20 protein-coding genes are annotated in these 25,065 nt (G+C 43.0%); 17 read left to right on the top strand and 3 right to left on the bottom strand.

Features of this window, described 5'->3' with window-relative positions; all coding sequences use genetic code 11:
- Nucleotides 1-110: 110 nt before the first annotated feature.
- Entirely contained in the window at nucleotides 111-401 is a 291-nt protein-coding gene (locus ACEN2L_RS15900) for a YebG family protein (protein ID WP_441745109.1), read from the top strand.
- Nucleotides 402-1,305: 904 nt separating this feature from the next.
- On the opposite strand, the gene ACEN2L_RS15895 is transcribed toward ACEN2L_RS15900, so the two are convergent.
- The 3 genes from ACEN2L_RS15895 to map all read right to left on the bottom strand — a co-directional run bounded on the left by ACEN2L_RS15895 (nucleotide 1,306) and on the right by map (nucleotide 6,743).
- Nucleotides 1,306-3,015, bottom strand: coding sequence for a GNAT family N-acyltransferase (locus ACEN2L_RS15895; protein ID WP_441745107.1), 1,710 nt, complete (start codon nucleotides 3,013-3,015; stop codon nucleotides 1,306-1,308).
- A 171-nt stretch (nucleotides 3,016-3,186) separates the two neighbouring features.
- Nucleotides 3,187-5,802 carry a [protein-PII] uridylyltransferase gene (gene glnD / locus ACEN2L_RS15890; RefSeq protein WP_306020630.1) on the bottom strand — a complete coding sequence of 872 codons (2,616 nt, stop codon included), beginning with the start codon at nucleotides 5,800-5,802 and terminating at the stop codon, nucleotides 3,187-3,189.
- A 149-nt stretch (nucleotides 5,803-5,951) separates the two neighbouring features.
- Nucleotides 5,952-6,743 carry a type I methionyl aminopeptidase gene (gene map, locus ACEN2L_RS15885; protein WP_306020628.1) on the bottom strand — a complete coding sequence of 264 codons (792 nt, stop codon included), beginning with the start codon at nucleotides 6,741-6,743 and terminating at the stop codon, nucleotides 5,952-5,954.
- Between the two features lie 300 nt (nucleotides 6,744-7,043).
- Between map and rpsB the strand changes: the two genes are divergently transcribed.
- The 16 genes from rpsB to dnaE all read left to right on the top strand — a co-directional run bounded on the left by rpsB (nucleotide 7,044) and on the right by dnaE (nucleotide 25,063).
- Entirely contained in the window at nucleotides 7,044-7,775 is a 732-nt protein-coding gene (gene rpsB / locus ACEN2L_RS15880; RefSeq protein WP_306020626.1) for a 30S ribosomal protein S2, read from the top strand.
- A gap of 129 nt (nucleotides 7,776-7,904) precedes the next feature.
- The gene (gene tsf, locus ACEN2L_RS15875; protein ID WP_306020625.1) at nucleotides 7,905-8,777 is read left to right on the top strand and encodes a translation elongation factor Ts; all 873 of its coding nucleotides are present in this window, start codon (nucleotides 7,905-7,907) and stop codon (nucleotides 8,775-8,777) included.
- Between the two features lie 128 nt (nucleotides 8,778-8,905).
- Nucleotides 8,906-9,640, top strand: coding sequence for a UMP kinase (gene pyrH / locus ACEN2L_RS15870; protein WP_306020624.1), 735 nt, complete (start codon nucleotides 8,906-8,908; stop codon nucleotides 9,638-9,640).
- A 22-nt stretch (nucleotides 9,641-9,662) separates the two neighbouring features.
- Complete coding sequence (frr, locus tag ACEN2L_RS15865; protein WP_306020622.1) at nucleotides 9,663-10,220, top strand: ribosome recycling factor; 558 nt, start codon at nucleotides 9,663-9,665, stop codon at nucleotides 10,218-10,220.
- A gap of 18 nt (nucleotides 10,221-10,238) precedes the next feature.
- Nucleotides 10,239-10,982 (top strand): polyprenyl diphosphate synthase, encoded by a 744-nt coding sequence (gene uppS / locus ACEN2L_RS15860; RefSeq protein WP_306020621.1) that lies wholly within the window; start codon nucleotides 10,239-10,241, stop codon nucleotides 10,980-10,982.
- Between the two features lie 23 nt (nucleotides 10,983-11,005).
- Nucleotides 11,006-11,869, top strand: coding sequence for a phosphatidate cytidylyltransferase (locus ACEN2L_RS15855; protein ID WP_306020619.1), 864 nt, complete (start codon nucleotides 11,006-11,008; stop codon nucleotides 11,867-11,869).
- Nucleotides 11,869-13,083, top strand: a complete 1,215-nt coding sequence (ispC, locus tag ACEN2L_RS15850) for a 1-deoxy-D-xylulose-5-phosphate reductoisomerase (RefSeq protein ID WP_441745102.1) — start codon at nucleotides 11,869-11,871, stop codon at nucleotides 13,081-13,083. The genes ACEN2L_RS15855 and ispC overlap by 1 nt, the downstream gene beginning before the upstream one ends.
- A complete protein-coding gene (gene rseP / locus ACEN2L_RS15845; protein WP_441745100.1) occupies nucleotides 13,076-14,428 on the top strand; it encodes a sigma E protease regulator RseP in 1,353 nt (450 codons plus the stop codon). Before ispC ends, rseP begins: the two co-directional genes overlap by 8 nt.
- A 60-nt stretch (nucleotides 14,429-14,488) precedes the next feature.
- Nucleotides 14,489-16,966 carry an outer membrane protein assembly factor BamA gene (gene bamA, locus ACEN2L_RS15840; RefSeq protein WP_306020616.1) on the top strand — a complete coding sequence of 826 codons (2,478 nt, stop codon included), beginning with the start codon at nucleotides 14,489-14,491 and terminating at the stop codon, nucleotides 16,964-16,966.
- Nucleotides 16,967-17,015: 49 nt separating this feature from the next.
- A complete protein-coding gene (locus tag ACEN2L_RS15835) occupies nucleotides 17,016-17,531 on the top strand; it encodes an OmpH family outer membrane protein (protein WP_306020615.1) in 516 nt (171 codons plus the stop codon).
- Nucleotides 17,532-17,557: 26 nt separating this feature from the next.
- Nucleotides 17,558-18,592, top strand: a complete 1,035-nt coding sequence (gene lpxD / locus ACEN2L_RS15830) for a UDP-3-O-(3-hydroxymyristoyl)glucosamine N-acyltransferase (RefSeq protein WP_441745098.1) — start codon at nucleotides 17,558-17,560, stop codon at nucleotides 18,590-18,592.
- Between the two features lie 31 nt (nucleotides 18,593-18,623).
- Complete coding sequence (fabZ, locus tag ACEN2L_RS15825; protein WP_306020611.1) at nucleotides 18,624-19,070, top strand: 3-hydroxyacyl-ACP dehydratase FabZ; 447 nt, start codon at nucleotides 18,624-18,626, stop codon at nucleotides 19,068-19,070.
- A complete protein-coding gene (gene lpxA / locus ACEN2L_RS15820; protein ID WP_441745095.1) occupies nucleotides 19,031-19,840 on the top strand; it encodes an acyl-ACP--UDP-N-acetylglucosamine O-acyltransferase in 810 nt (269 codons plus the stop codon). The genes fabZ and lpxA overlap by 40 nt, the downstream gene beginning before the upstream one ends.
- A 3-nt stretch (nucleotides 19,841-19,843) precedes the next feature.
- A complete protein-coding gene (lpxB, locus tag ACEN2L_RS15815; protein WP_441745093.1) occupies nucleotides 19,844-20,995 on the top strand; it encodes a lipid-A-disaccharide synthase in 1,152 nt (383 codons plus the stop codon).
- Complete coding sequence (rnhB, locus tag ACEN2L_RS15810; protein ID WP_441745091.1) at nucleotides 20,996-21,589, top strand: ribonuclease HII; 594 nt, start codon at nucleotides 20,996-20,998, stop codon at nucleotides 21,587-21,589. It begins immediately after the preceding gene.
- A complete protein-coding gene (gene dnaE, locus ACEN2L_RS15805) occupies nucleotides 21,590-25,063 on the top strand; it encodes a DNA polymerase III subunit alpha (RefSeq protein ID WP_441745089.1) in 3,474 nt (1,157 codons plus the stop codon).
- Nucleotides 25,064-25,065 lie beyond the last annotated feature (2 nt).

The raw sequence follows: 25,065 nt of genomic DNA, 5'->3' as shown, positions 1-25,065 counted from the left end.
GGGGCGAGTGAGTGCAGCCAACAAATGTGCAGTGTCAAGCGAACGCCGCGCGGCATGAAAGGCATAAATGTCTTGTAAATCAATTTACTGTATAACCAGAGGAAGCTGAAATGGCCATTATCATTCGCTATGTTGTAGAACATAAAGGGGTTGAGAAATTTGTGACAGCAGATAAAAAAGAAGCAGACAAATACGACAAAATGTTGGATTTGGCGGATAACCTGAGTGAGTACATCGAGGCTAAAGGTCTTGCCATCGAAGGTTCGGTGCTTGAAGAGTTAGGCATTATGTTAGCTAAAAACTCAGGTGCTTTGGCTAAGTTACTAAAAGGCGCAACAGCCGAGCAAGTATTAGCTGAAGACAGTGCCGAAGTGATTACTTTGGATAAAAAGAAAGCCTGATATCAGGCTTTCTTTTTAAAAGCTAAAAAGTTAGCGCTACGCGACGAAGCATGCACTGGCAGTGCATGCCTTTTAAAAGACCATGCGCTTCGCTTACGGCAACCATGCTGTTTTTCTACCGCCGCCGCTTGCGGCCGACCCTACTTTTCTTCCACAGCCAGAAAAGTAGGCAAATGAAGCCGCCCCCACTAAAGGTTCTGTTCCTGAGTTGCTTTAATTAACTAAGCCGCTTTGGCGTGTTCCCGACACAACAAAGCTAAACTGACAATCCCAGCCAATTTGCTCAGTCAATGCTAAGCGCAAATCAAGGAACGTTTATGCGGGGTTAAAATCAAACTGTCTTCGACCATATTCCCTGTTTTTGTACACAGCCGATTTTAGTTAAATGTAATAAAGCCTAAATAAATTACCGCTGTGTTGTTGTTTGATAGTATGGAATTATTAAAAAAGATTGTATTAGTGCAGCGACCGCAGAGCTTTTGGAATATATATCGCGCTAAATTAAAGATCAATCCTAGGGCGGTATTCGAAGAAAGTGGTTTTCCTGTCGACTCCAACTTCCCCATTTTTTGTGTGCCTTGTCAAATGTCCAGACAGGCCGTATGGGCAAGGTGAGGGAAGTATATGGATGTACTCTCCGTGCCGGTTTGATAGCAGGGTACATGTGAAATGGGATCAGTAAGTTGGTCGGAGAGCGGCGTTTTTTGGCCACTTTTTTGTGCCGTTGCAAAAAAGTATACTCGGAAGGCTTGAAGCGTACGAAAAGCGCAATGAATTGCTGTCGCGTAGCGATGCTCTTTTAGGCGCCGCATGTTATTCCGTCGCGCAGCGCTTAAAACCTAGTGGCTGCAGGCTATTTATTAGTAAGCGCAGCGAATACTTCGTAGCTTAGCGAAAACTTAAATCAGTGGTGGGATCTCGGCATATACCTTGCGCGTTTTTTGGCTTTTAATGAGTAAATGTCTGCTAACACTAAGCCATCAATACAATCATTAAAATCCGGGTCGATGTTAAAATCGATAAAGTGCACACCACCTTCATCGTAGGTTTCGGTGTATTGTTTGTAAAGCGTGGGTACCGCGACACCTAAATTCGCCAGTAAATGTTTTAAGGTAGAAAAATCCTGTTGATAGTGATTACCGACAAAATACTCAACTTCTGGGGTCTGTAAAATGTAAGGCGTTTTAGCCTTAGCAACGGCTTGGGTTTGGGCAAAGTACAAGCGATAAAACGAAATAAGTAAGTCTTTGGCGGCAACTGGATAATTATTGCTTAAGCTGACGGGGCCAAATAGATAGCGGTATTGTGGGTGTTTTTGTAAAAAAGCACCAATGCCATACCACAAATAATCGAGGCTGCGTTTACCCCAGTACTTGGGCTGTACAAAACTTCGTCCAAGCTCTAGGCCTTGTTCAAAGTAAGGGGTCATATCAGGACCGTAATCGAACAAGGTCGCAGAATACAAGCCTTTGAGGCCTTTGTTGGCAATCAGTTTTTTAGCATCGCCAAAACGATAAGCGCCTGCAATTTCTAACTCTTCTGGATCCCATAAGATCAACTGGAAATAGTCTTGATCATACTGGTCTAAGTCGCGTTTTTTATTGGTGCCTTCGCCAACTGCTCGGAATGCGATTTCACGTAAGCGGCCTATTTCACGCAAAATTGGTGAACTTTCAGCATGCTTGTACAGATAGATGATTTTACCGTCTGCGGTTTCACCTAAGCGTTCACCCTGTTTTTTTAAAGCGTGTATTAATTCCACACGGTTTTCAGGCAACGCGATTGGTTTCTGGGTTGTGAATATGCCCACTTTATCGTGGCCTATTTTGTACAAATGCTTTTTAAATAAAGCGACTTGATGCTTTTTACGCAGATTAAGCGTAACAAACGAGGCCAGTGGTATAACCTCGCCGATGCGAATGGGCAGGTGCTTACGCTGCTGTTTAAACATTTCAGTGACTAACAACATGGCCGCTAATGGCTTGTAGACCATTGATAAACTGTAAAACAATGGTGAATTTTTCGCATCAATAAAGACTGGCAGGATAGGAGATTTACTTAGTTTTGCGATACGTAAGAAGCCACTTTGCCATTTGGTATCGCGAATACCTTGCGGACGTAACCTTGAAACCTCGCCAGCAGGAAATACAATGACTACGCCTTCTGATTCTAATTGCTGTTGTATTTTTTGAATATGCGCCTTTGCGGTGCCGCCTTGCATACTATTCACTGGTAATAATAAAGGATGCAGTGGCTCAAGTGCCATGAGCAGTTGGTTGGCAACCACTTTTATATCGGTTCTGACCTCGCTGACCAGTTTAATAAGGGCTAGCGCGTCTAAAGAGCCAATAGGATGATTAGCAATAATAACCACGCGTCCTTCGCTGGGAATATGATGTTTTTCAACATCCCGTATCGAGTAAGAAATTTTGAAGTAATCTAAGACTTGCTCTACAAAATCAATGCCACGGACATGGGGAAACTGTTGAGCAAACTCCTGCATTTCACGTTCATGTAATAGTCGTCTTAATAAAAAGGTCAGGGACTTTGATAGCAGCGGCTTGTTGGTCAGGCTGGGATAGTGTTTAGTTAGTACTTCGTCAACAGTAAACATAATACTCACACAAAAGTAACGGCAGTTAACTTAGGGTAAGACCCTTTTGTGACAAAAGGGTGCCACTTTTATGGCGTTTATATGAACCAAAGACTTGAGCTTAGTCATGCATTGATGTTGCTAAGCTCAAAGCGCAGTGGCTAAAAATGATATTTGTTAGCAGTAAACTTGTTAATGCAGTGTTTCGTTTAAACGGGTTTTAAATTGTACCTGCTGATTTTGCGTTAATTGAGTGTTGTCTTTGCTGCTCACAATAAACAAATCTTCTGCTCGTTCACCTATGGTAGAAATTTTAGCCATATGCAGGTTAAACTCCAACTCGACAAACAGTTCGCCAATTTTAGCGAGTAAGCCTGGGGCATCAAGTGCCTCTAATTCAACCAGTGTGACATTACTGTGTCCAGGGTAAAAGCGGACTTTTGTTGGCACGTCTAATTGTTTCATTTGCCGTGACATTTTGCGTTTGTTGCTGTGATCCTGACCCGGTTTAGTAAGCTGTGTTTCAACGGCTTTTTTCAAACTATTCAATCGCGATGCAGAATTAATTCGATCGCCATTGTGTTCAAGAATGATGAAGCTATCGAAAATATATCCGTCATGAGTGCGCATAATTTGCGCGTCGTGAATGGATACATTGCGACTGTCGAGAACCGAGGCAATTTGGGCAAACATATTTTTCTTCATCTTGCCGTAAACAATAAGCTCGGTGCCCGATTTAGCTGTATTTTCATTGGCTTCAACCAATAAAAAATCATCGGTCATTGGATGAGAAGCCAAAATAACATTGGCATGCCATGCTATTTGCTCTGGCTTGAAACGCGCAAAATAATCGTCGCTGAGACGTTTCCAGAATTGTTCAATTTGAATAGGGTTCATGCCATTTTCAAGCAAAATTGCCTTTGCCTTAGTTTGGTGTTCATCGACTCGGTCTTGAATCGCAACCTTACATTCCAAGCCATTATCCAGTGCTTTTTGAGTCAGTAAGAATAACTCACGCAGCAGTGAAGCTTTCCAGTCATTCCATAAATTATCGTTGGTTGCCCTTATATCAGCTAGGGTAAGCACATATAAATGATTAAGGCTATTGTGCGAGCGTACCTGTGTCGCAAACTCATTGATTACATCTGGATCGTAGATATCACGGCGCTGTGCAATGACCGACATCAATAAATGGTTTTCCACCAACCAACTGATCAGTTCGGCATCTTTGCTTTCAATTTCGTGAGTCTGACAAAACTCTTCAACATCTATGGCGCCAAGTTTGGAATGGTCACCATTACGACCCTTACCGATGTCGTGAAAAATCGCCGCGATATAAAGCAATTCTGGCTTATCCAGATTCTTGACAATGCGGCCGCAGCGAGGAAAATCTTTGTTTTCAGGTAAGCCATAATGATACACATTTTTGATCAAGCGATGCGTGTGCTCGTCAACGGTATAAGCATGGAATAAATCGAATTGCATCATGCCAACGATATGGTCCCATTGGGGTAGATAGGCTTGAATGATCCCATGTTTGTGAGTGATATCCCAGGCGATGGCAAAATAGTTGGGATGTTTCATCAATTGCATAAAAAGTTTCCGACACTCTGGTCGTTCAGCAAAATACTGGCTGTGAAACTTACGTCTGGCTAATCGTAATTGGCGCAAAGAACTCGAATGCAACCCGTTAATTTGAGGGTTATCAGCGACCGTTAATAAAAAAAGAAGAATATCTTCAGGGGTGTTAAATACATCGTTATGGCGAGGTGCAATCAGCCCATCTAGTACTTCAAAATCACTATTAATGTTTTCGCTTACTTTCACTTTAGCGGCGAGTACATCCGAGCTAAAGCGCTGTAATAACATTTCATTTAATTCGCTGATCCGTCTTACTGTTCGGAAAAACGCTTTCATCATTCGTTCGACTGAAGCTTTACCATCCTCACCGTATCCCAGTTTAGCCGCTACATCGGTTTGAAAGTCAAATAACAGGCGATTTTCACTTCGTCCTGCAATTAGATGTAAAGCAAACCGCATACGCCACAAATGGTTTCGACATTCAATCAATTCTTCCAGTTCTTGCTCATTGAAATAGCCTTTGTTTATGAGCTCAGTACCATCAATGACTTTAAAATGTTTTTTTGCCACCCAGCCAATCGATTGAATATCCCTTAAACAGCCTGGACTTTCTTTGATATTTGGTTCTAGGTTGTAGGATGTCCCTTTAAATTTTGAATGACGTAAGGTCTGTTCTTCTAACTTGGCTAAAAAGAAATCTTTACTGCTCCAATAACTGCGAGATTGTAGCTTTTCTTGCAATTCTTCAAAGGTATCTTGGCTGCCAATCAACAAACGCGCTTCCACCAAGTTGGTGGCTATGGTGACGTCTTGTTTTGCATGGTTGTAGGTTTCTTTAATCGTACGAACAGACTGCCCTAAATCTAAACCAATATCCCACAGCAGGGTAATAAAACGGCTAATGCTGTCTTGCTGACTTTTTGAAAATGATTTACTGCTGAGTATTAATAAGTCGATATCTGAATAGGGCTGTAATTGGCCTCGGCCGTAGCCGCCCACAGCAATTAAACTGAGATGCTTTTGTTGGTTTAAGTCAGATAAACGCCACAGATGGCGTAACATGCTATCAATAAAGGTAGCTCTACCCATGACTAAACCAGTCACATCACCACGGCTAAACTCACTGTTTAACCATTCGTAACTATTGGCAATACACGCCTTAAATCCCGCGATGTTATCAGCAGAGTTAATCAGTTTTATTTGTGCAATTAGGCTTTGTAACGACAAGTTAGATTCCTTTTACTATCAGTCAGGGAGTAACTCTACAAAGAGCTCTTTTATCTTGGTTAAAAAACGTAAACCAATGTTTTTCAAGAGTAATACTGTGTCAGTTGGCGAGGTATTTTGCTAGCTTGATATCAAGCTAGCATATAATTTTAATGACTAATGATACGTTCAATTTGTTCATCATCACGCAAAGTCAGGATTTCAACCCCATCTTTGGTCACTAGTAAGGTATGTTCCCATTGGGCACTCAAACTGCGGTCTTTAGTAACCACAGTCCATTTGTCGGGTAGCACTTTAGATTGTCTTTGTCCCGCGTTAATCATAGGTTCAATGGTAAAACACATGCCTTCTTCTAGTACTTCACCTGTATTTGGCTTACCGTAATGCACGACTTGAGGGTCTTCGTGGAAGTTCGCCCCAATACCGTGACCGCAGTATTCACGTACTATTGTATAGTTGTGGCTCTCTGCATATTGTTGAATAACATGGCCAATATCACCCAACCTTACTCCTGGCTTAACTAAGCGTATGGCTTTGTACAACGATTCTTGAGTGACTCGAATCAGACGCTCAGCCAAAATACTCGGTTTACCCACAACAAACATTTTAGAGGTATCGCCATGATATCCGTCTTTTATAACAGTCACGTCGATATTAACTATATCGCCATCCTTTAAACTTTTATCAGATGGAATACCGTGACAAATGACATGATTCACTGAGGTACAAATAGATTTTGGAAAAGGTGGATGGCCGTAGTTGAGCGGTGCAGGTATCGCCTGTTGCACATCGACAATATAGTCGTGGCAAAGTTTGTTCAACTCATCGGTAGTTACCCCTTTTTTGACAAAAGGTTCAATCATTTGCAATACGTCAGCGGCAAGACGCCCCGCTATACGCATTTTTTCAATTTCAGAGGCTGTTTTTATCGTCGCAGGCAAAACGGAATTCCTATTTAAATTTCAAATTAATCACCGACGGTGAATACAGCCACTATCTTAACTTTTCAAGAAAGTGATGTATAGGCTAAGCAGCTTAAACTTGAATATTGTTATTCAGCATGATATAAAGCGCCCCGCTGAAATTGGTGTGGTCAAATTAGCCAAACTAATTGTCGGTAAACTAACCTAAATAACACACATATATCGACACAGTGTTCGGGGTGTTTTCTACCAAAATAGTAGGTAGAAGATCGAGTACTGGGATATATGGAGGCCTAACCCCATATTGAGGAATTTATAATGGCAAACGTATCTATGCGCGACATGCTTCAGGCAGGCGTTCACTTCGGTCACCAAACTCGTTATTGGAACCCTAAAATGAAACCTTTCATTTTTGGTGCTCGTAACAAAGTTCATATCATTAACTTAGAAAAAACAGTACCAATGTTCAATGAAGCATTAAGCTTTGTTGGTGGTGTTGCTGCTAAGAAAGGTAAGATCTTGTTTGTTGGTACAAAACGCGCGGCAAGCGAAGCAGTTAAAGAAGCTGCAGAAAAATGCGACCAGTTTTATGTAAATAAGCGTTGGTTGGGCGGTATGTTGACTAACTGGAAAACAGTACGTCAATCAATCAAACGTTTAAAAGATCTTGAGCAACAGAGCCAAGACGGTACGTTCGACAAGATCACCAAAAAAGAAGTGTTAATGTTGCAACGCGAAATGGCTAAATTAGAAAGCAGCCTTGGTGGTATCAAAAACATGGGCGGTTTACCTGACGCGCTTTTCGTTATTGATGCTGATCATGAGCACATTGCTATCACTGAAGCCAGAAATCTTGGTATTCCAGTTATTTCTATCGTTGATACTAACTCAAACCCTGACGGTGTAGATTTCATCGTACCTGGTAATGATGATGCTATCCGCGCAGTTCAATTATATTTGAACGCAGCAGCAGCAGCCGTCCTTGAAGGCCGTGAAAAAGACCTAGTGGTTCAAGCTGAAAAAGGCGAGTTCGTAGAAGCTGCTGAGTAATTAGCCGCATAACGAAGTTATCTCGTCGTAGTGCAGGCCTTTCTGCACTAACGAAAATATAAACTCAGGGGCAACGGCCCCTGTTTTTTAATTGTTAATCAAGAATTTTTATTTGCTGAGGAAACGAAAATGGCAGTGACTGCAGCCCTAGTTAAAGAATTGCGCGAGCGTACAGCCGCCGGCATGTTAGATTGTAAAAACGCACTTGTTGAAGCGAATGGCGACATCGAGCTTGCGATTGAAAACATGCGTAAATCTGGTCAAGCTAAAGCCGCTAAAAAAGCCGGCCGTATCGCTGCTGAAGGCGTGATTTTGACCAAAGTAGAAAATGGTGTAGCCACCATGTTGGAATTGAACTGCGAAACCGATTTCGTTGCTCGTGACAAAGGCTTCTTAGCCTTTGGTGAACAACTTATTAACGTTGCAAACGCTAACAGCGTAAATGACATCGAAACCTTAACAGGTTTTGATATCGAAGGCGGCAAGGTAAGTGAAGTACGTGATACTTTGGTTACTAAAATCGGTGAAAACATCAGCCCACGTCGTGTTATCTCTGTTGAAGGCGATAACGTTGGCGCTTATGTTCACGGTGCGCGTATTGGTGTTTTGGCTATCCTTAAAGGTGGTGACGAAGAATTGGCAAAAGACATTGCCATGCACGTTGCTGCGGCTAACCCACAGTTCGTAAGACCTGAAGATGTTCCTGCTGAAGTTGTTGCTAAAGAAAAAGAAATCCAATTAGAAATCGCTATGCAGTCAGGCAAACCTGCTGATATCGCTGAAAAAATGGTTTCTGGTCGTATGAACAAGTTCACTGGTGAAGTTAGCTTAACTGGTCAACCTTTCATTAAAGATCCAAGCATGCTTGTTTCTGCCTTACTTAAATCTAAAGGTGCAGAGGTTATTAACTTCGTACGTTTTGAAGTGGGTGAAGGTATTGAAAAGAAACAAGAAGATTTCGCTGCAGAAGTTGCCGCTCAAATGGCTGCTGCTAAGAAATAAATGTGCCTTTGGCTTTTGCCAAAAGCCATTGTCATATAAACTACGGGCACCTCAAATTGAGGTGCTTTTTTTTAAGTAATAATTAGCTTACCGTCGACACAGTTATAAACCAAAGGAAATGCCAATCTATGAATACTGCTCCTAAATCCGTCTATCGCAGAATTTTGTTAAAACTCAGTGGAGAAGCGTTAATGGGAGAAGAAGGCTTTGGCATCGATCCCAAAGTACTTGAGCGCATGGCGCAAGAAATCAAAGAATTGGTTGAACTGGGCGTACAAGTTGGCCTAGTCATAGGCGGCGGAAATTTATTCAGAGGCGAAGGCCTAGCGAAAGCAGGTATGAACCGAGTGGTAGGCGATCACATGGGCATGTTAGCCACGGTAATGAATGGCTTAGCGATGCGCGATGCGTTGCACCGTGCTTCTGTTAATGCCAGATTGATGTCCGCTATCCCGCTAAATGGTGTATGCGATGACTACAATTGGGCTGAGGCCATCAGTTTACTTAAGTCAGGTCGCGTGGTGATTTTCTCTGCTGGAACAGGAAACCCGTTTTTTACCACGGATTCTGCTGCTTGTTTACGTGGCATAGAGATAGAAGCCGACGCGGTATTCAAAGCCACTAAAGTCGATGGTGTGTATGATGCGGACCCGGTGAAAAATCCTCACGCGGTCATGTACAAAACCTTAACGTATAACGAAGTATTAGATAAAGAATTGAAAGTAATGGACTTAGCTGCCTTTACTTTAGCCAGAGACCATAACATGCCAATCAGGGTATTCAACATGAATAAACCTGGCTGTTTAAAAGCAGTGGTGTTGGGTGAAGATGAAGGCACATTAATTTGCCACCCCGAAAAATGACTACAAAAATAGGAAAATTATCGTGATTGATGACATTAATGATGATGCGCGTGAGCGCATGGAAAAAAGTATCAGTGCCCTGCGTAGCCAATTATCAAAAATTCGCACTGGCAGAGCGCATCCGGGACTACTAGATAGCATCATGGTGCCGTATTATGGCACGCCAACGCCCATCAGACAGTTAGCAAACATTATTGCAGAAGATTCTCGCACGCTAGCGCTGACTGTATTTGATAAAAGTGCGGCTACAGCGGTTGAAAAAGCCATTATGCAATCAGATTTGGGTTTAAACCCGATGAGTGCTGGCTCAGTGATGCGCATTCCCATGCCTGCTTTGACAGAGCAACGTCGTAAAGACTTAATTAAAATCGTTCGTGCTGAAGCCGAAAGTGGACGTGTAGCCATCCGCAGCATTCGTCGTGATGCGAACAACGATATTAAAGAGTTGCTTAAAGAAAAAGAAATTGGTGAAGACGATGCGCGCCGCGGCGAAGAGTCTGTGCAAAAAACCACAGATACTTATATCAAGCAAATCGATGAAATTCTTGCTCAAAAAGAGCATGAGCTAATGGAAGTCTAAACTGGTGTTAGAAAATTAATGGAAATGGATAGTCAAATTACAGCCCCAATTATGCCAAAACACGTGGCCATTATCATGGATGGTAATGGGCGCTGGGCCAAACAAAAAGGTAAGATCCGTACATTTGGCCATAAGGCTGGTGTTGATGCGGTTAAGGCTTCAGTGTCGTTTGCAATTAAAAATAACATTGATGCCCTTACCTTGTTTGCGTTTAGCAGTGAAAATTGGAGCCGGCCGGTAGAAGAAGTTAGCGTCTTAATGGAGTTGTTCAAATTAGTCTTAAGCAGCGAAGTTAAAAAGCTACATAAAAACAAAGTCAGACTAAGAGTAATTGGTGATACCAGCCGGTTTGATGCAAAGTTAATCGAAAAAATAACAAAAGCAGAAACATTGACGGCGAATAATACTGGTTTGACTCTGAACATTGCCGCGAATTACGGTGGAAAGTGGGATATAGTCAACGCCGCGAAAGCATTGTGTCGACAAGTTGAAGATGGAACACTGGCAGTAGATGACATTTCTGAAGCGCATTTCCATTCGTTTACTTGTGCCAATGACTTACCCGAAGTGGATTTATTAATTCGCACGGGTGGAGAGCAACGCATCAGTAACTTTTTATTATGGCAGCTGGCTTATGCTGAGCTGTATTTTACTGATGAATATTGGCCTGATTTCAGTGAAGAAGTATTTCTTCAGGCCGTAACAAATTTTTCTGAGCGTCAACGTCGATTTGGAATGACGGGCGAACAAGTCAGTAGCTAAACGCTCAGTTTGGATAAAATAACGTGTTAAAACAACGTATTATTACAGCTTTGATCTTGGCGCCTATGGCGCTATTTGCCATTTTGTTCTTGCCTCTTTTGGGCTTTGAGTTATTGATTGCTTTGGTGGTTGGCTTAGGTGCTTGGGAATGGTCAAGCATGTCTGGCATGACGCGCTTTGGGACTAAATTTGCTTACGCTGCAGTCATAGTTGCAGCGTGTTTGTTTTTGAGTTGGTTACTTCCCACTCATATGATTTGGTATCAAGGCCAATTAAATCATCTTTATCAATATATTCTGTCAGTGGCTTCTGCTTGGTGGCTGATCTCATTATTGATGATCATTTTATATCCTAAGTTCAGCTCCATTTGGCATACCAGCAAAATATTGCGAGCCATCTTTGGTTTATTGACATTGATCCCCACTTGGGTTGCGGTGGTGACTCTACGTACTAGCTTATATGAAGTTGATCCCTTTTATGGTGCATCGCTAATTTTTTATGTCCTTGGTATTGTGTGGGCCGCTGATATTGGTGCATTTTTTGTGGGTGTTAAATTTGGTAAACATAAATTGCGTCCTAATGTGTCACCGGGTAAGACCATTGAAGGTTTGATGGGAGGCATTTTTGCATCGTCAGCCATTATTGCCTTTGCAGCACTGCATTATCATGTTGATCCCTCTCGTATTTGGCTTCACGTACTTGTAGGCGCATTAACGGTTGGTGTGTCAGCGCTAGGTGACTTAAACGAAAGTATGTTTAAACGCTGTGCAGGTTTAAAAGACAGCGGCACCTTGCTGCCCGGTCATGGCGGTATTATGGACAGAATCGATAGCTTAACTGCTGCTTTCCCCGTCTTCGCTTTTTGTTATGTGTTGTGGATGGCTTAATGCAATCGATTTGTATACTGGGTTCAACTGGTTCTATTGGTCAAAGTACTATTGACGTCGTGCTTAGGCATCCAGACAAATACCAAGTTTTTGCCCTTACGGCGAATAGAAATATTCGTTTATTAGTGCAGCAAGCAGCGCTATGCAATCCACAATATATTGCCTTGGCTGATGAAAAATACTTCGCAGCAACGCAAGAGCTCATTAAGCAACATGGCTTGGCCTGCGAGGTCCTGTGTGGAGAACGCGCCATTTTAGAGCTTGCTGCTCACAATGAAGTTGATGTTGTTATGGCTGCTATCGTAGGTGCAGCAGGCTTGCTGCCCACTATGGCTGGTGTGAACGCAGGCAAGAAGGTGTTATTGGCCAATAAAGAAGCCCTAGTGATGTCTGGTGACTTGTTTATTCAGGCCGCCAATCGTTCAAAAGCTCAGTTGTTGCCTATCGACAGTGAACACAATGCCATATTTCAATGTTTGCCACGTGATTTTGTCTACGGCGATTTAGCGGCCAGTGGTATGAGTAAAATATTACTGACCGGCTCAGGTGGACCGTTTTTAAACACACCTATAGAGCAATTGTGTTCGATGACGCCTCAGCAGGCTTGTGCTCATCCTAATTGGGATATGGGTCGCAAAATATCAGTAGACTCTGCCACTATGATGAACAAAGGCTTGGAGTTTATTGAAGCCCGTTGGCTGTTCGGTTTACAAAGCGACGATATCGAAGTGGTTTTACACCCGCAGAGTATTATTCATTCGATGGTGCAGTATTGTGATGGTTCAGTGTTGGCGCAAATGGGGAACCCTGACATGCGTACCCCCATTGCACACGCTTTAGCCTATCCTAAGCGGATTGAATCAGGCGTTGCACCGCTAAACTTTATGCAACTTGCTAATTTTAGTTTTTGCGCGCCCGATTTTGCGCGCTATCCCAATTTAAAATTAGCAATTGACGCCAGTAATTCAGGTCAAAGCGCAACAACAGTATTAAATGCAGCCAATGAAATTGCCGTAGAAGCTTTTTTACAGGAGCAGATTGGTTTTACACAAATCGCACGGGTTAACGATGCCTGTTTGCAAGCGATTCCACGCCAAGATGTGACAGATATCAACAGCATCATTGCAATCGATAATCTAGCCCGGCGACACGCTGCTACCGTCATTGCTCAAATAGCAGGCAATAGCCAATCAGTGAGCGCCAGTCATGCTTGATCTTATCCATAATATTCTCTCTTTTATTCTGGCAATTGGTATTTTGGTTGCTGTGCATGAATGGGGGCACTTTTGGGTAGCGCGGCGCTGTGGCGTGAAAGTCTTACGTTTCTCAATTGGTTTTGGCAAGGCCTTGTGGCGACGTACAGACAAACTAGGCACCGAATACGTTATTGCAGCTATTCCTCTGGGTGGTTACGTCAAAATGCTTGACGAAAGGGTTGATGAGGTTTCAAGTGCGGATTTACCTTATGCCTTTAATCAGCAAAATGTGTGGAAGAAAATTGCCATCATTGCCGCTGGTCCCTTAGTCAATTTTATTTTTGCCGTCTTCGCCTTATACGTAATGTTTTTGATTGGTGTACCTACAAGCAAGGCAATGATCGGCGAAATAGTGCCCGATACCATTGTCAGTCAGAGTGCTATTTCAGCGAATTCTACCGTTACCGCCGTTGGTGCGCGTAATACTCGAAATTGGGAAGAAGTGAATTTTGAGCTGATGTCGTATATTGGCAGAGATACGATTGACATTACCTGGCAGCCCAAGGGACAACAGTTTGAGAAAACGACCACCCTAAACATTAAAAATTGGCAGTTTGACCCTGATAAAAGTTCGGCGGTCAGTAGTTTAGGTTTTACGGTTTTCCGTCCTGAGATACTGCCGGTATTGGGCCAAGTGGTCGAAAATTCAGCGGCAGAACGCATTGGTTTGCAGGTAGGAGACAAAATTCTGCAGTTCGATGGAACTACTATGCAAAATTGGGAACAAATAGTGGGTTATGTTTCCAAACGTCCCGGCCAAACAGTTGAAATTGAAATTGAGCGAGCGGGCCAGTTAGTTAAGTTAGTAGGCTTAGTCGGCGATAAAACAGATAACGGCGTTACTCGTGGTTACATGGGCTTCACTCCTACGTTGGGTGATTGGCCAGAGGGTGTTTTGTTTGACTATCAATACGGTTTCATTGACGGGATAGGCAAGGCACTTGATCGAACATGGCGTTTGATGACCTTGAGTGTCGAAATGCTAGGAAAACTGATAACAGGGGATGTATCAGTCAAAAATTTGAGTGGGCCTATTGCCATTGCTCAAGGCGCAGGAATGAGCGCCAGTTCCGGATTAGTCTACTTTTTAAGCTTTTTAGCATTAATCAGTGTCAATTTAGGAATTATAAACCTTTTACCTCTACCAGTGCTTGATGGTGGCCACTTACTCTATTATTTTATAGAGCTAGTTAGCGGTCGCCCGGTACCTGAGTCTGTGCAGGAAATTGGCTTTAAAATTGGCGGCGTTATTTTGCTGCTGTTAATGAGCATCGCGATTGTAAATGATATAACGCGTTTGTAGTTTTTATCGACCGATTTGGTCATGCGCAAATTGTTGTGCGTTTAGGAAGAATATTAATAAATGAAGTTTAAACAGTTAGTTGTTGCCGGATTGATTCTTTCCATTACTAGCTTTGCTAATGCGGCTGCCAAGAGTGAATTTGTTGTTCAAGATATCAAAATCGAGGGTTTGCAAAGGGTTGCATTGGGTGCGGCATTAACCTATCTGCCGGTTAAAGTTGGTGATGAAATGAATAGCTTTCGGATTAGCCAGCTTATCCGCGCGTTGTATTCTTCTACCCACTTTGAAAGTATTCAGATCCTACGTGACGGTGATACATTGTTAGTGCGCGTCAAAGAACGCCCAACCATCAGTAGCATTATCTTCGATGGTAACGATGACATAAAAGATGAGCAGTTGCAGGAGAGTTTAGACGGTAGCAACATCAAAATCGGTGAGCCTCTTGATAAGACTGTTTTAACCTCAATCGAAAATGGCTTGAAAGACTTTTACTACAGTATCGGTAAATATAACGCCGATGTCAGTGCGATCATCACGCCCTTACCGCGCAACCGCGTTGATGTAAAGTTGCTGTTTGAAGAAGGTGATGCAGCTAAAATTCAACAAATTAACATTGTGGGCAATGAAAAATTTGCTGACAAAGAGTTATTAGATCAAGTTGAACTGCAATTCGATACGCCGTGGTGGGATTTCATGTCTGAAACCCGTTACCAAAAACAAAAGTTATCTGGCGATATGGAAACGATAACCAGTTACTACAAAGACCGCGGTTATTTGCGCTTTAATATTGATTCAACCCAAGTATCAATGACCCCAGAGAAAAGTGGTATCTACATTACCTTAAACGTTGATGAAGGTGAGCAATATACGATTTCTGATGTAGAACTGATTGGTGATTTACTCGGCCATGAAGAATACATTAAGTTGGTTTTACCCCTTACTAAAGGCGAATTGTATAACCAAGCAGAAGTGACCTACACCGAAGAATTTATTAGTAAGTACTTAGGCCGTTACGGTTATGCCTATCCAACCGTGACCACCATTCCTGATATTAATGAAGAAGATAAAACGGTGAAGTTGGTTTTATCAGTGGATCCAGGTAAACGAATTTATGTTCGCCGCATTAATTTTGAAGGCAACGTAAGCACTGCTGACGAAGTATTACGTCAATCCGTGACACAAATGGAAGGCTCGTGGTTGTCTAATGCAACGTTAGAGTCGTCAAAAAACAGTTTATCCCGACTGACCTATATGGAAAAAGTGGACTTTGAAACGATCCGTTTGCCTGGTGAAGACGACAAAGTTGATGTCAACTTTGACGTAAAAGAGCAAGCATCAGGTTCGTTTAACGCCGGTATTGGTTACGGTGATAGAACCAAGTTGAGCTTACAAGCGGGTATTCAACAAGATAACTTTTTGGGTACTGGTAAGCGTATCGCCTTCAACGTGAGCACGGTTTCATACCAAAAGAGTGTACAACTTTCATATACTGACCCTTATTTCACCATCGATGGTATTAGCTTAGGTGGTACGATTGCTTACAGTGAGTTTGATGGTAGTTCAGCAAACTTAATCCAATATAACAGTAAGCAATATTCTATTGGCGCCAATGTGGGCTACCCAATTGATGAGTTTAACCGGATTAATTTTGGTTTGACCTACAGTAGTGTTGAGCTATTCCAAAATACGCCTTACGTACAAACTACCCGTTTTAACAACCAGTTTGTTGATCCAAACGATCCTGACGCAGCCATAAATTACGATAGTTATTTAGCGTCGGTGGCGTGGTTGCGTTCAACCCTTAACCGCGGTGTATTTCCTACCGCTGGTTCGTCGCAACGTGCTTCGTTTAGTATTACTACGCCAAACTCTGACGTAAATTATTTTAAAACTGAGCTTGATACAAAGTGGTATTTCCCTTTGTCGCGTAATCAGCGCTGGTCTTTCTTAGCACGCTTTAAAGCGGGTTACGGAAATGGCTATGGCACAACCAATGGCATAGACCAAATTTTACCTTTCACTCAGCATTTCACCGCAGGTGGTAGCGATACCTTGCGCGGTTTTGAAAATAATACTGTTGGACCACGTGGTATACAGCTTTCACCTAGCTTAGTGTTGACCGATCCAAATGGTGTTCCTATCTATTCTGGCACGGAGAATGACTCAATTACCATTTCTACTCGTTCATTAGGCGGCAACGCGATGGCATTAGGCGGCTTGGAGTTAATTGTACCAACCCCGTTTGTAGAAGCAGATTTTGACAATTCAGTGCGCAGTAGTATCTTCCTAGATGTAGGTAATGTGTGGGATACTGAATTTGATTACGATAAGTACAAAGATTTGACTATCAATAAAAGCTTTAACAACGATGATTTGCTTGATTACAGTGATCCAACTCTCTATAGAGCTTCCTATGGACTATCTGTACAATGGCTGTCGCCCATGGGACCAATGGTGTTCAGTTTTTCTAGAGCATTAAAAGAGCGTGAAGGGGATGATATTAAGTTTTTCTCTTTCAACATAGGTCAAACATTTTAATAACTTGATTGGCAAGAAAGCCAGTTTTTCATAGAAGTAGGAGTTTGTTTTGAATAAATTCAGTAAAAGTTTAATTGCCAGCGCGTTGTTCGCAACTGCAATGGCCAGTACAACCGTTATGGCAGAACAGAAAATCGGTGCAGTCAATGTACAGGGTATTTTTCAATCTATGCCTCAAGCTGCCACTATTCAGCAGACTATTGCGGCTGAGTTTAAAGACAAAACGGAAGAAGTGAGCCGTTTAGAGAAAGATATTAAATATTATCTTGAAAAAAATCAGCGTGATGCGGCAACTATGAGCGCAAAAGAGAAAAAAGAACTAGAAGATAAAATTCTTGCTCTGCGTGAAGAATACACAAACAAAGCTCAACCATTACAGCAAGAGATTCAAAACCGTTTAAAAGACGAGCAGAACAAATTGTTAGGTCTAATTAAACAAGGTATTGACGTCGTTGCAGCGAAAGAAAAATACGATGTCATTTTAAACGCTAATGCTGTGGCTTTCATTAATCCTGACCACGACATTTCTAAATCGGTTCTAGAACAAGTTTCTAAAGTTAATTAAACCTCTGAGGTTTAAGCAAGGTTCCCTTGATTAATGCCATTAGTTTAAAAGATATTGCTTCAGCTATCGGTGCGCAACTGCACCTAGCTGAAGGTGATAGCGAAAATTCCCTTATACATTCAATTTCTACCTTAGCCAAAGCAGGCGATGGTCAGATTTCATTTTTAGCCAATAGCAAGTATCGTAGTCAGTTAGCCAGTACTTCTGCGCAAGCGGTGATTATTGGCGCAGATGAACAAGACCATTGCCTACGTACAGCGTTAGTGATGCCCAACCCTTACGTAGGGTTTGCAAAAGTAGCGCAGTTGTTGGATACCACACCGGCATCGGCTCATGATATATCGCCACGTGCTGTCATCGACCCTACAGCGGTGCTCGGCACCAACGTGAAAGTGGGTGCCAATGCTGTTATCGAACGCGGTGTAAAACTTGGTGCCAACGTCGAGATTGGTGCTGGTTGTTTTGTAGGTCAAGACAGTATAATAGGCGCCAATACTAAGTTGTGGGCCAATGTGACGATCTACCATCGTGTCACCCTTGGCCAAGACTGCTTAGTTCAAGCCAATACCGTGATTGGTAGTGATGGTTTTGGTTATGCCAATGAAAAAGGCAAATGGATCAAAATTCCACAACTCGGGCGAGTCATAGTCGGAGACCGAGTAGAAATCGGTGCAAGCACCACAATCGACCGTGGCGCACTCGATGATACGATTTTGCATGACGGTGTCATCATTGATAATCAATGTCAAATCGCGCATAACGTGGTCATTGGTGAAAATACCGCAATCGCTGGCTGCACCGTTGTGGCGGGTAGCACGACGATCGGTCGTAATTGCAGTATTGCCGGCTTAGTGGGTATTAATGGTCATATCGATATTTGCGATGGTGTGTTTATCACCGGCATGAGTATGATCACTAAAAATATTACTGTTGCTGGGGTGTATTCTTCAGGAATGCCCGCAGTACCAAACAAAGATTGGCGTAAAAATATGGTTGCACTGAAAAATATTGATAATCTCAATCAGCGCATCAAAACTTTGGAAAAGTTACAAACTAAATAAAGTTTGGTTTAGTAGTGTGAGGAGAGGCCTTTTGGCAAATGAATTACAAACGATTGAGATAGAAGAGATATTGAGTCTTTTACCTCATAGGTATCCGTTTTTGTTAGTGGATCGCGTCACCGATTACAAGCTTAATGATTCGATCAGCGCTTACAAAAACATCACCTTCAATGAGCCATGCTTTACTGGGCATTTTCCTGGCAAACCGATTTTTCCAGGTGTGTTAATTCTAGAGGCCTTGGCACAAGCTGCCGGCATCTTAGGATTTAAAACAGCAGGCAACTCAGACGATTTATATCTGTATGCTGGCATAGATAAAGCGCGTTTCAAGCGTCCTGTAGTGCCAGGAGATAGAATGGATATGGACGTTAAGTTGAAAAAAGAACGTCGTGGTATTTGGATGTTTCATGGTATTGCAAGCGTTAATGGTAACGTCGCATGCGAAGCCGAATTTATGTGTGCCATGCGGAAAATGTAATCGTGATCCATTCTACTGCAATAATCCATCCTAAAGCTGAACTTGGAAATAATGTTAGCGTTGGTCCGTACTGCGTTATAGATGAAAACGTAAGCATAGGTGATAACACTAAGTTTGAATCTCATGTCGTAGTTAAGGGTAAAACCACTATCGGCATTAATAATCATTTTTACCAGTTTGGTTCTATTGGTGAAGACTGCCAAGACAAAAAGTACAAAGGTGAGGTAACCGAGTTAATTATTGGTAACAATAATGTCTTTCGGGAAGGCGTAACCGCCCATCGTGGTACAGTGCAAGACAAAGGCATTACTCGAATTGGCAGTCATAATTTATTTATGACTAATTCCCATATCGCCCACGATTGCATCATTGGTGATAACAGTATTCTGGCTTCACTGTGCACCTTGGCTGGCCATGTTACGGTCGGAGATTGGGTAATCCTTGGTGGTATGACTGCTGTTCATCAGTTTTGTCATGTCGGCTCTCATAGTTTTATTGCGGGTGGCGCCATTGTTTTACGTGACATCGTACCTTACACCATGATTGGCCAAGACAACGCTCCACACGGAATCAACTCTGAAGGTTTACGTCGAAGAGGGTTTTCTGCTGACACCATTTTGCAAATTAAGCGCGCTTACAAGATCATTTATCGAAATGGTAACAGAGCCGAAGAAGCGGTGAGCTTAATTCGAGAATCATCGCAAGACACCCCTGAAGTGTTACTTTTAGCGGATTTCATTGAGCAATCTGTTCGAGGTATCGTACGCTAAATCATGCGACACAAACCCCTAAGAATTGGTATTGTCGCCGGTGAAACATCCGGCGACATTCTTGCATCTGGCCTAATAAAACAAATTAAAACGATTCATCCTAATGCGCATTTTGTGGGCATTGCTGGGCCGAAGATGCTTGGTCTAGGCTGCGAGTCCTTGTTTGACATGGAAGAATTGTCGGTCATGGGCTTGGTTGAAGTGTTGTCTCGCATTCGCCGATTATTGTTTGTGCGAAAATCACTGCTGCACTATTTTATAACGCATCCGGTGGATGTTTTTATTGGGGTTGATGCGCCAGATTTTAACTTAGGCTTAGAGCTGAAATTGAAACGTCAGGGTATCCCAACGGTTCACTATGTCAGTCCCACTGTCTGGGCGTGGCGTGAAAAACGTATCTTTAAAATAGCCAAAGCCACCAATCTGGTACTCAGTATTTTTCCCTTCGAAAAAGCGGTGTATAGCAAACACGCTATTCCCTGTGAATTTGTGGGTCATACCCTTGCTGACGATATCCCGTTAGAGCCGGATAAATCAGCCGCCCGTAAAGCCTTGAATCTGAGTCCTAGCGATACGGTCTTGGCAGTGTTGCCAGGCAGCCGGCAAAGCGAAGTAGCGACGTTGTTGGATATTTTTATGCAAAGTGCTGAAATACTAACCGAAGCCAAACCTGGTCTTAAGATACTGATTCCGGTAGTCAATCGTCAGCGAAAAATTCAAGTTGAAACCTACTTTGCCAACCGAGCAAATTATGTCGATTATCGCATTGTGATCGGCCACTCAAGGCAGGTGATGATTGCCTCTGACGCAGTATTACTCGCTTCAGGCACTGCAACCTTAGAAGCCATGTTATGCAAACGGCCTATGGTCGCTGCTTATCGCTTAAACAAACTTACTCATCAAATGATGAAGTGGATGTATAAAGCTAAATATTTTACTTTGCCCAATATACTGGCCGATGAAAAGATCATTCCTGAATTGTTGCAAGAAGACGTTAATGCGCAAACCATCAGTGAACTCCTGCTGCCAATGCTGACTGATGATCGCGTCCAGCAACAGTTGATCACGCGCTTTACTGAGCTGCACTTACTTTTAAAGAAAAATGCTGATGTACAAGCTGCTGATGCGGTACTGACCCTAATAGAGGCCAAATAAATGCATCAATTACGTGCTGGCGTTGACGAAGTCGGTCGTGGGCCACTGATTGGCGATGTGGTCACCGCAGCCGTGATTCTTGACCCCAATAAGCCCATAAGCGGTTTAGCAGACTCTAAAAAATTGTCTGAGAAAAAACGCGAAGCCCTTGCCAAAATTATCTATCGTGATGCTTTATGTTGGTCTATTGGTCGTGCTACTCCTCAAGAAATTGACGAGATAAATATTTTACAGGCGACAATGTTAGCTATGACCCGCGCAGTACAAGGTTTGAGTATTCAACCACAACACGTCATGGTAGACGGGAATCGATGCCCCAAATGGTCATATTCCAGCGAGGCGATTGTAAAAGGAGACGGGCTAATTGCTGAGATTTCAGCAGCGTCTATTATTGCTAAAGTGGTTCGAGACCATGAAATGCTCACCCTAGATAGTCAATACCCAGAGTATGGGTTTGCCAAACATAAAGGCTATCCAACGCCGCTACATTTAGCTAAATTACGTGAACTAGGGCCCTTGTCCCTTCATCGAATGAGTTTTAAACCAGTGCAGCTTGCTTTAGCTGCACGTGATGGCCAATTGGCAGGAAATTAAATGGCAGAATCGCCGGTAAACTTTGTGCACCTAAGAGTGCACAGTGATTATTCTATGATGGACGGCTTAAATAAAATTAAGCCCATCATAGCGAATATTAAAAAGCTAGACATGCCCGCGGTGGCCATTACCGACCAAATGAACATGTGCGGCTTAGTTAAATTTTATAGTGCCGCGCATGCAAGTGGAATTAAGCCTATTGTTGGGGCTGACTTTTGGGTACAAAGTACCGAGTTAGAAAACACCCTGTTTCGCTTAACCATCTTAGCCATGGATAATGATGGCTATAAAAATGTCACCTTATTAATTTCTAAGGCCTATTTACGTGGCTCAGTACAAGACAAAGCAGTCATTGACCAAGAGTGGTTAGTCGAGCACGCAAAAGGGCTTATTATCCTTTCAGGCGGGCGCAATGGCGATTTAGGTTTAACCTTGACCAAAGGTAATCTTGATGCTGCAAAACGTATCACCGAGTTTTATCAACAACACTTCTATGACCGTTTCTACCTTGAATTAACTCGCACAGGTCGCCTTGGTGAAGAAGACTACATTCACCGTGCGGTAGAGTGGTCTGTTACTCATGACTTACCTGTCGTGGCCACTAATGAAGTATGCTTTATTGAAGAAAAAGGTTTCGCTGCTCATGAGATCAGAGTCGCTATTCATGACGGCTTTACCCTCAACGACCCCCGTCGTCCAAAACTTTATAGCGAACAACAATACTTACGTTCCAGCGAAGAAATGCTCGAACTGTTTGCTGATATTCCAGAAGCCATTGAAAACACCGTAGAAATTGCTAAGCGTTGTAACGTCACAATTACATTGGGCGAGTATTTCTTACCGCAATTTCCCACCGGCGGTTTAACCGACTCCGAATATTTGGTTAAAGTATCCAAAGAAGGACTTGAGAAACGTCTTGAGTTTCTTTTTCCTGATGAACAAGTACGCTTAGAGCGTCGCCCTGAATATGATGAACGTTTGCAAATTGAGATGGACGTAATCAACCAAATGGGCTTTCCAGGTTACTTCCTCATCGTCATGGAATTTATTCAATGGAGTAAAGATAACGGTATTCCTGTTGGACCTGGTCGAGGGTCGGGTGCGGGCTCATTAGTGGCCTATGCACAAGGCATTACTGATCTTGATCCCTTAGAATTTGACCTACTATTCGAACGTTTCCTTAACCCAGAACGGGTCTCCATGCCTGACTTTGATGTCGATTTTTGCATGGACAGACGTGATGAAGTTATCGAACACGTCGCAGAACTTTATGGACGCCAAGCGGTATCGCAGATTATAACCTTCGGTACAATGGCGGCAAAAGCGGTGGTGCGTGATGTAGGGCGGGTACTCGGTCATCCTTATGGTTTTAACGATCGTATTTCAAAACTGATCCCTCCGACACCGGGTATGACCCTTGAAAAAGCCTTTGCTGAAGAGCCTCGTTTACCTGAACTATACAATGAAGATGAAGACGTAAAAGAGCTCATCGACATGTGTCGCATACTAGAAGGCGTGACCCGTAATGCCGGAAAACATGCCGGTGGTGTGGTTATCGCCCCGACTCAAATTACTGATTTTGCGCCCTTATATTGTGATGATGAAGGTAAAAACCCTGTCACCCAGTTTGATAAAAATGACGTTGAATATGCCGGTTTGGTTAAGTTTGACTTCCTGGGTTTACGCACGCTAACCATTATTCAATGGGCCATCGACATGATAGCCAGTGGGCGGGGTGTTAAGGTTGATATATCCGCCATTCCTTTGGTTGACGCCAAATGCTTTAAGGTATTGCAAAACGCAGAAACCACTGCGGTATTCCAATTAGAATCTCGCGGTATGAAAGAGCTAATTAAACGGCTTCGTCCAGATACCTTCGAAGATATTATCGCGTTAGTGGCCTTATTTCGTCCTGGCCCATTGCAGTCAGGCATGGTAGATAACTTTATCGATCGTAAACACGGCCGTGAAGCGATTTCGTATCCTGATGCGCAATACCAACACGAGTGCTTAAAAGAAATACTCGAGCCAACCTACGGTATTATTTTATACCAAGAACAGGTTATGCAAATTGCTCAGGTCATGTCAGGTTACAGCCTTGGCGGCGCGGATTTATTACGCCGAGCAATGGGCAAGAAAAACGCTGACGAAATGGCCAAACAGCGTGAATCGTTCGAAACAGGTGCAAAAAATAACAATATTGACCCCGACCTTGCGATAAAAATATTCGATTTGGTTGAAAAGTTTGCCGGCTATGGTTTTAACAAATCGCACTCGGCTGCTTACGCCTTGGTGTCGTATCAAACCTTATGGTTGAAAACCCACTATCCCGCAGAGTTTATGGCGGCGGTTATGTCAGCTGATATGGACAATACCGACAAAATCGTCACCTTAGTTGACGAATGCCAGCGCATGGGGATTGAGATTTTGCCGCCTGACTTAAACGCCGGTAAATACAAATTCACCGTGGATGAACAAGGCCGTATTGTTTACGGTATTGGCGCCATTAAAGGGGTCGGTGAGGGACCAATAGAAGCCATTATTGCCGCTCGCGAAAAACACCAAAAGTTTTCTGATTTGTTCGACTTTTGTGCCAAAGTGGATATCAAAAAAATCAATAAACGGGTACTCGAAAAATTAGTAAACGCTGGCGCCTTTGATAATTTAGGCCCTCATCGAGCGTCTATTATGGCGACCTTACCTGATGCATTAGCGGCCGCAGACCAACATGCAAAGGCTGAGTCGTATGGTCAATCTGATATGTTTGGCTTGCTCACCACTGAGCCTGAGTTAGTTAAACAAGCCTTTGTTGATGTACCAAAGTGGCCCGAAAAAGTCTGGCTGGATGGCGAAAAAGAAGCCTTGGGTTTGTACCTGACCGGTCACCCCATCAACCAATACCTTGCTGAAATGAAACACTATGCGCCAACACGCCTCGTTGATCTAAAACCCACAAACAAAGATCAAACCTCCTATGCTGTTGGTTTAGTGCTAAGTGTTAGGGTGATGACAAATAAACGTGGAAAACGCTGGGCATTGGTGACTTTAGATGACAAAAGCGCCCGAATTGATGTACGCTTTTTCCCTGAAATGTACGAACAATACGAAAGTTTGCTGCAAACTGACAAAATATTAGTCATTAGTGGACAGGTCAGCTTTGATGAATTCTCTGGGGGCAATACAATACAGGCCCGCGATGCGATGGATATAGTACAAGCCCGTGAGAAAAACGCGAAGGCAGTACAAATTCATTTGGAATCAAGCTGGTGCAATCCTGCGAGTCTCGCTAAACTGCAAACTATATTGACGCCTTATCAAGGTGGCAGCTGTCCGGTGCTAGTGCACTATCGCCATCCAGATGCAGAGGCAAATTTAGCGTTTGGCGCACAGTGGTATATAACCCCTGAAGATGAATTATTATATGACTTACAGCAGTATCTGGGCGCGGCTCAGGTTGATCTCGTCTTTCATTGAGT

It is taken from the genome of Flavobacterium sp. W21_SRS_FM6, assembly GCF_052119645.1.
Taxonomy (GTDB): Bacteria; Pseudomonadota; Gammaproteobacteria; order Enterobacterales; family Alteromonadaceae; genus Paraglaciecola.
This window is presented reverse-complemented; position numbering and strand designations above follow the sequence as displayed.

Excerpts from the sequence above, each read along its gene's own strand:
- lpxB (WP_441745093.1), top strand. The coding sequence starts at position 19,844 with ATGCGACACAAACCCCTAAGAATTGGTATTGTCGCCGGTGAAACATCC.
- rnhB (WP_441745091.1), top strand. The coding sequence starts at position 20,996 with ATGCATCAATTACGTGCTGGCGTTGACGAAGTCGGTCGTGGGCCACTG.
- ACEN2L_RS15900 (WP_441745109.1), top strand. The coding sequence starts at position 111 with ATGGCCATTATCATTCGCTATGTTGTAGAACATAAAGGGGTTGAGAAA.
- bamA (WP_306020616.1), top strand. The coding sequence starts at position 14,489 with ATGAAGTTTAAACAGTTAGTTGTTGCCGGATTGATTCTTTCCATTACT.
- ACEN2L_RS15895 (WP_441745107.1), bottom strand. The coding sequence starts at position 3,015 with ATGTTTACTGTTGACGAAGTACTAACTAAACACTATCCCAGCCTGACC.
- pyrH (WP_306020624.1), top strand. The coding sequence starts at position 8,906 with ATGAATACTGCTCCTAAATCCGTCTATCGCAGAATTTTGTTAAAACTC.
- dnaE (WP_441745089.1), top strand. The coding sequence starts at position 21,590 with ATGGCAGAATCGCCGGTAAACTTTGTGCACCTAAGAGTGCACAGTGAT.
- uppS (WP_306020621.1), top strand. The coding sequence starts at position 10,239 with ATGGAAATGGATAGTCAAATTACAGCCCCAATTATGCCAAAACACGTG.
- ispC (WP_441745102.1), top strand. The coding sequence starts at position 11,869 with ATGCAATCGATTTGTATACTGGGTTCAACTGGTTCTATTGGTCAAAGT.
- rpsB (WP_306020626.1), top strand. The coding sequence starts at position 7,044 with ATGGCAAACGTATCTATGCGCGACATGCTTCAGGCAGGCGTTCACTTC.
- lpxA (WP_441745095.1), top strand. The coding sequence starts at position 19,031 with ATGCGAAGCCGAATTTATGTGTGCCATGCGGAAAATGTAATCGTGATC.
- rseP (WP_441745100.1), top strand. The coding sequence starts at position 13,076 with ATGCTTGATCTTATCCATAATATTCTCTCTTTTATTCTGGCAATTGGT.
- tsf (WP_306020625.1), top strand. The coding sequence starts at position 7,905 with ATGGCAGTGACTGCAGCCCTAGTTAAAGAATTGCGCGAGCGTACAGCC.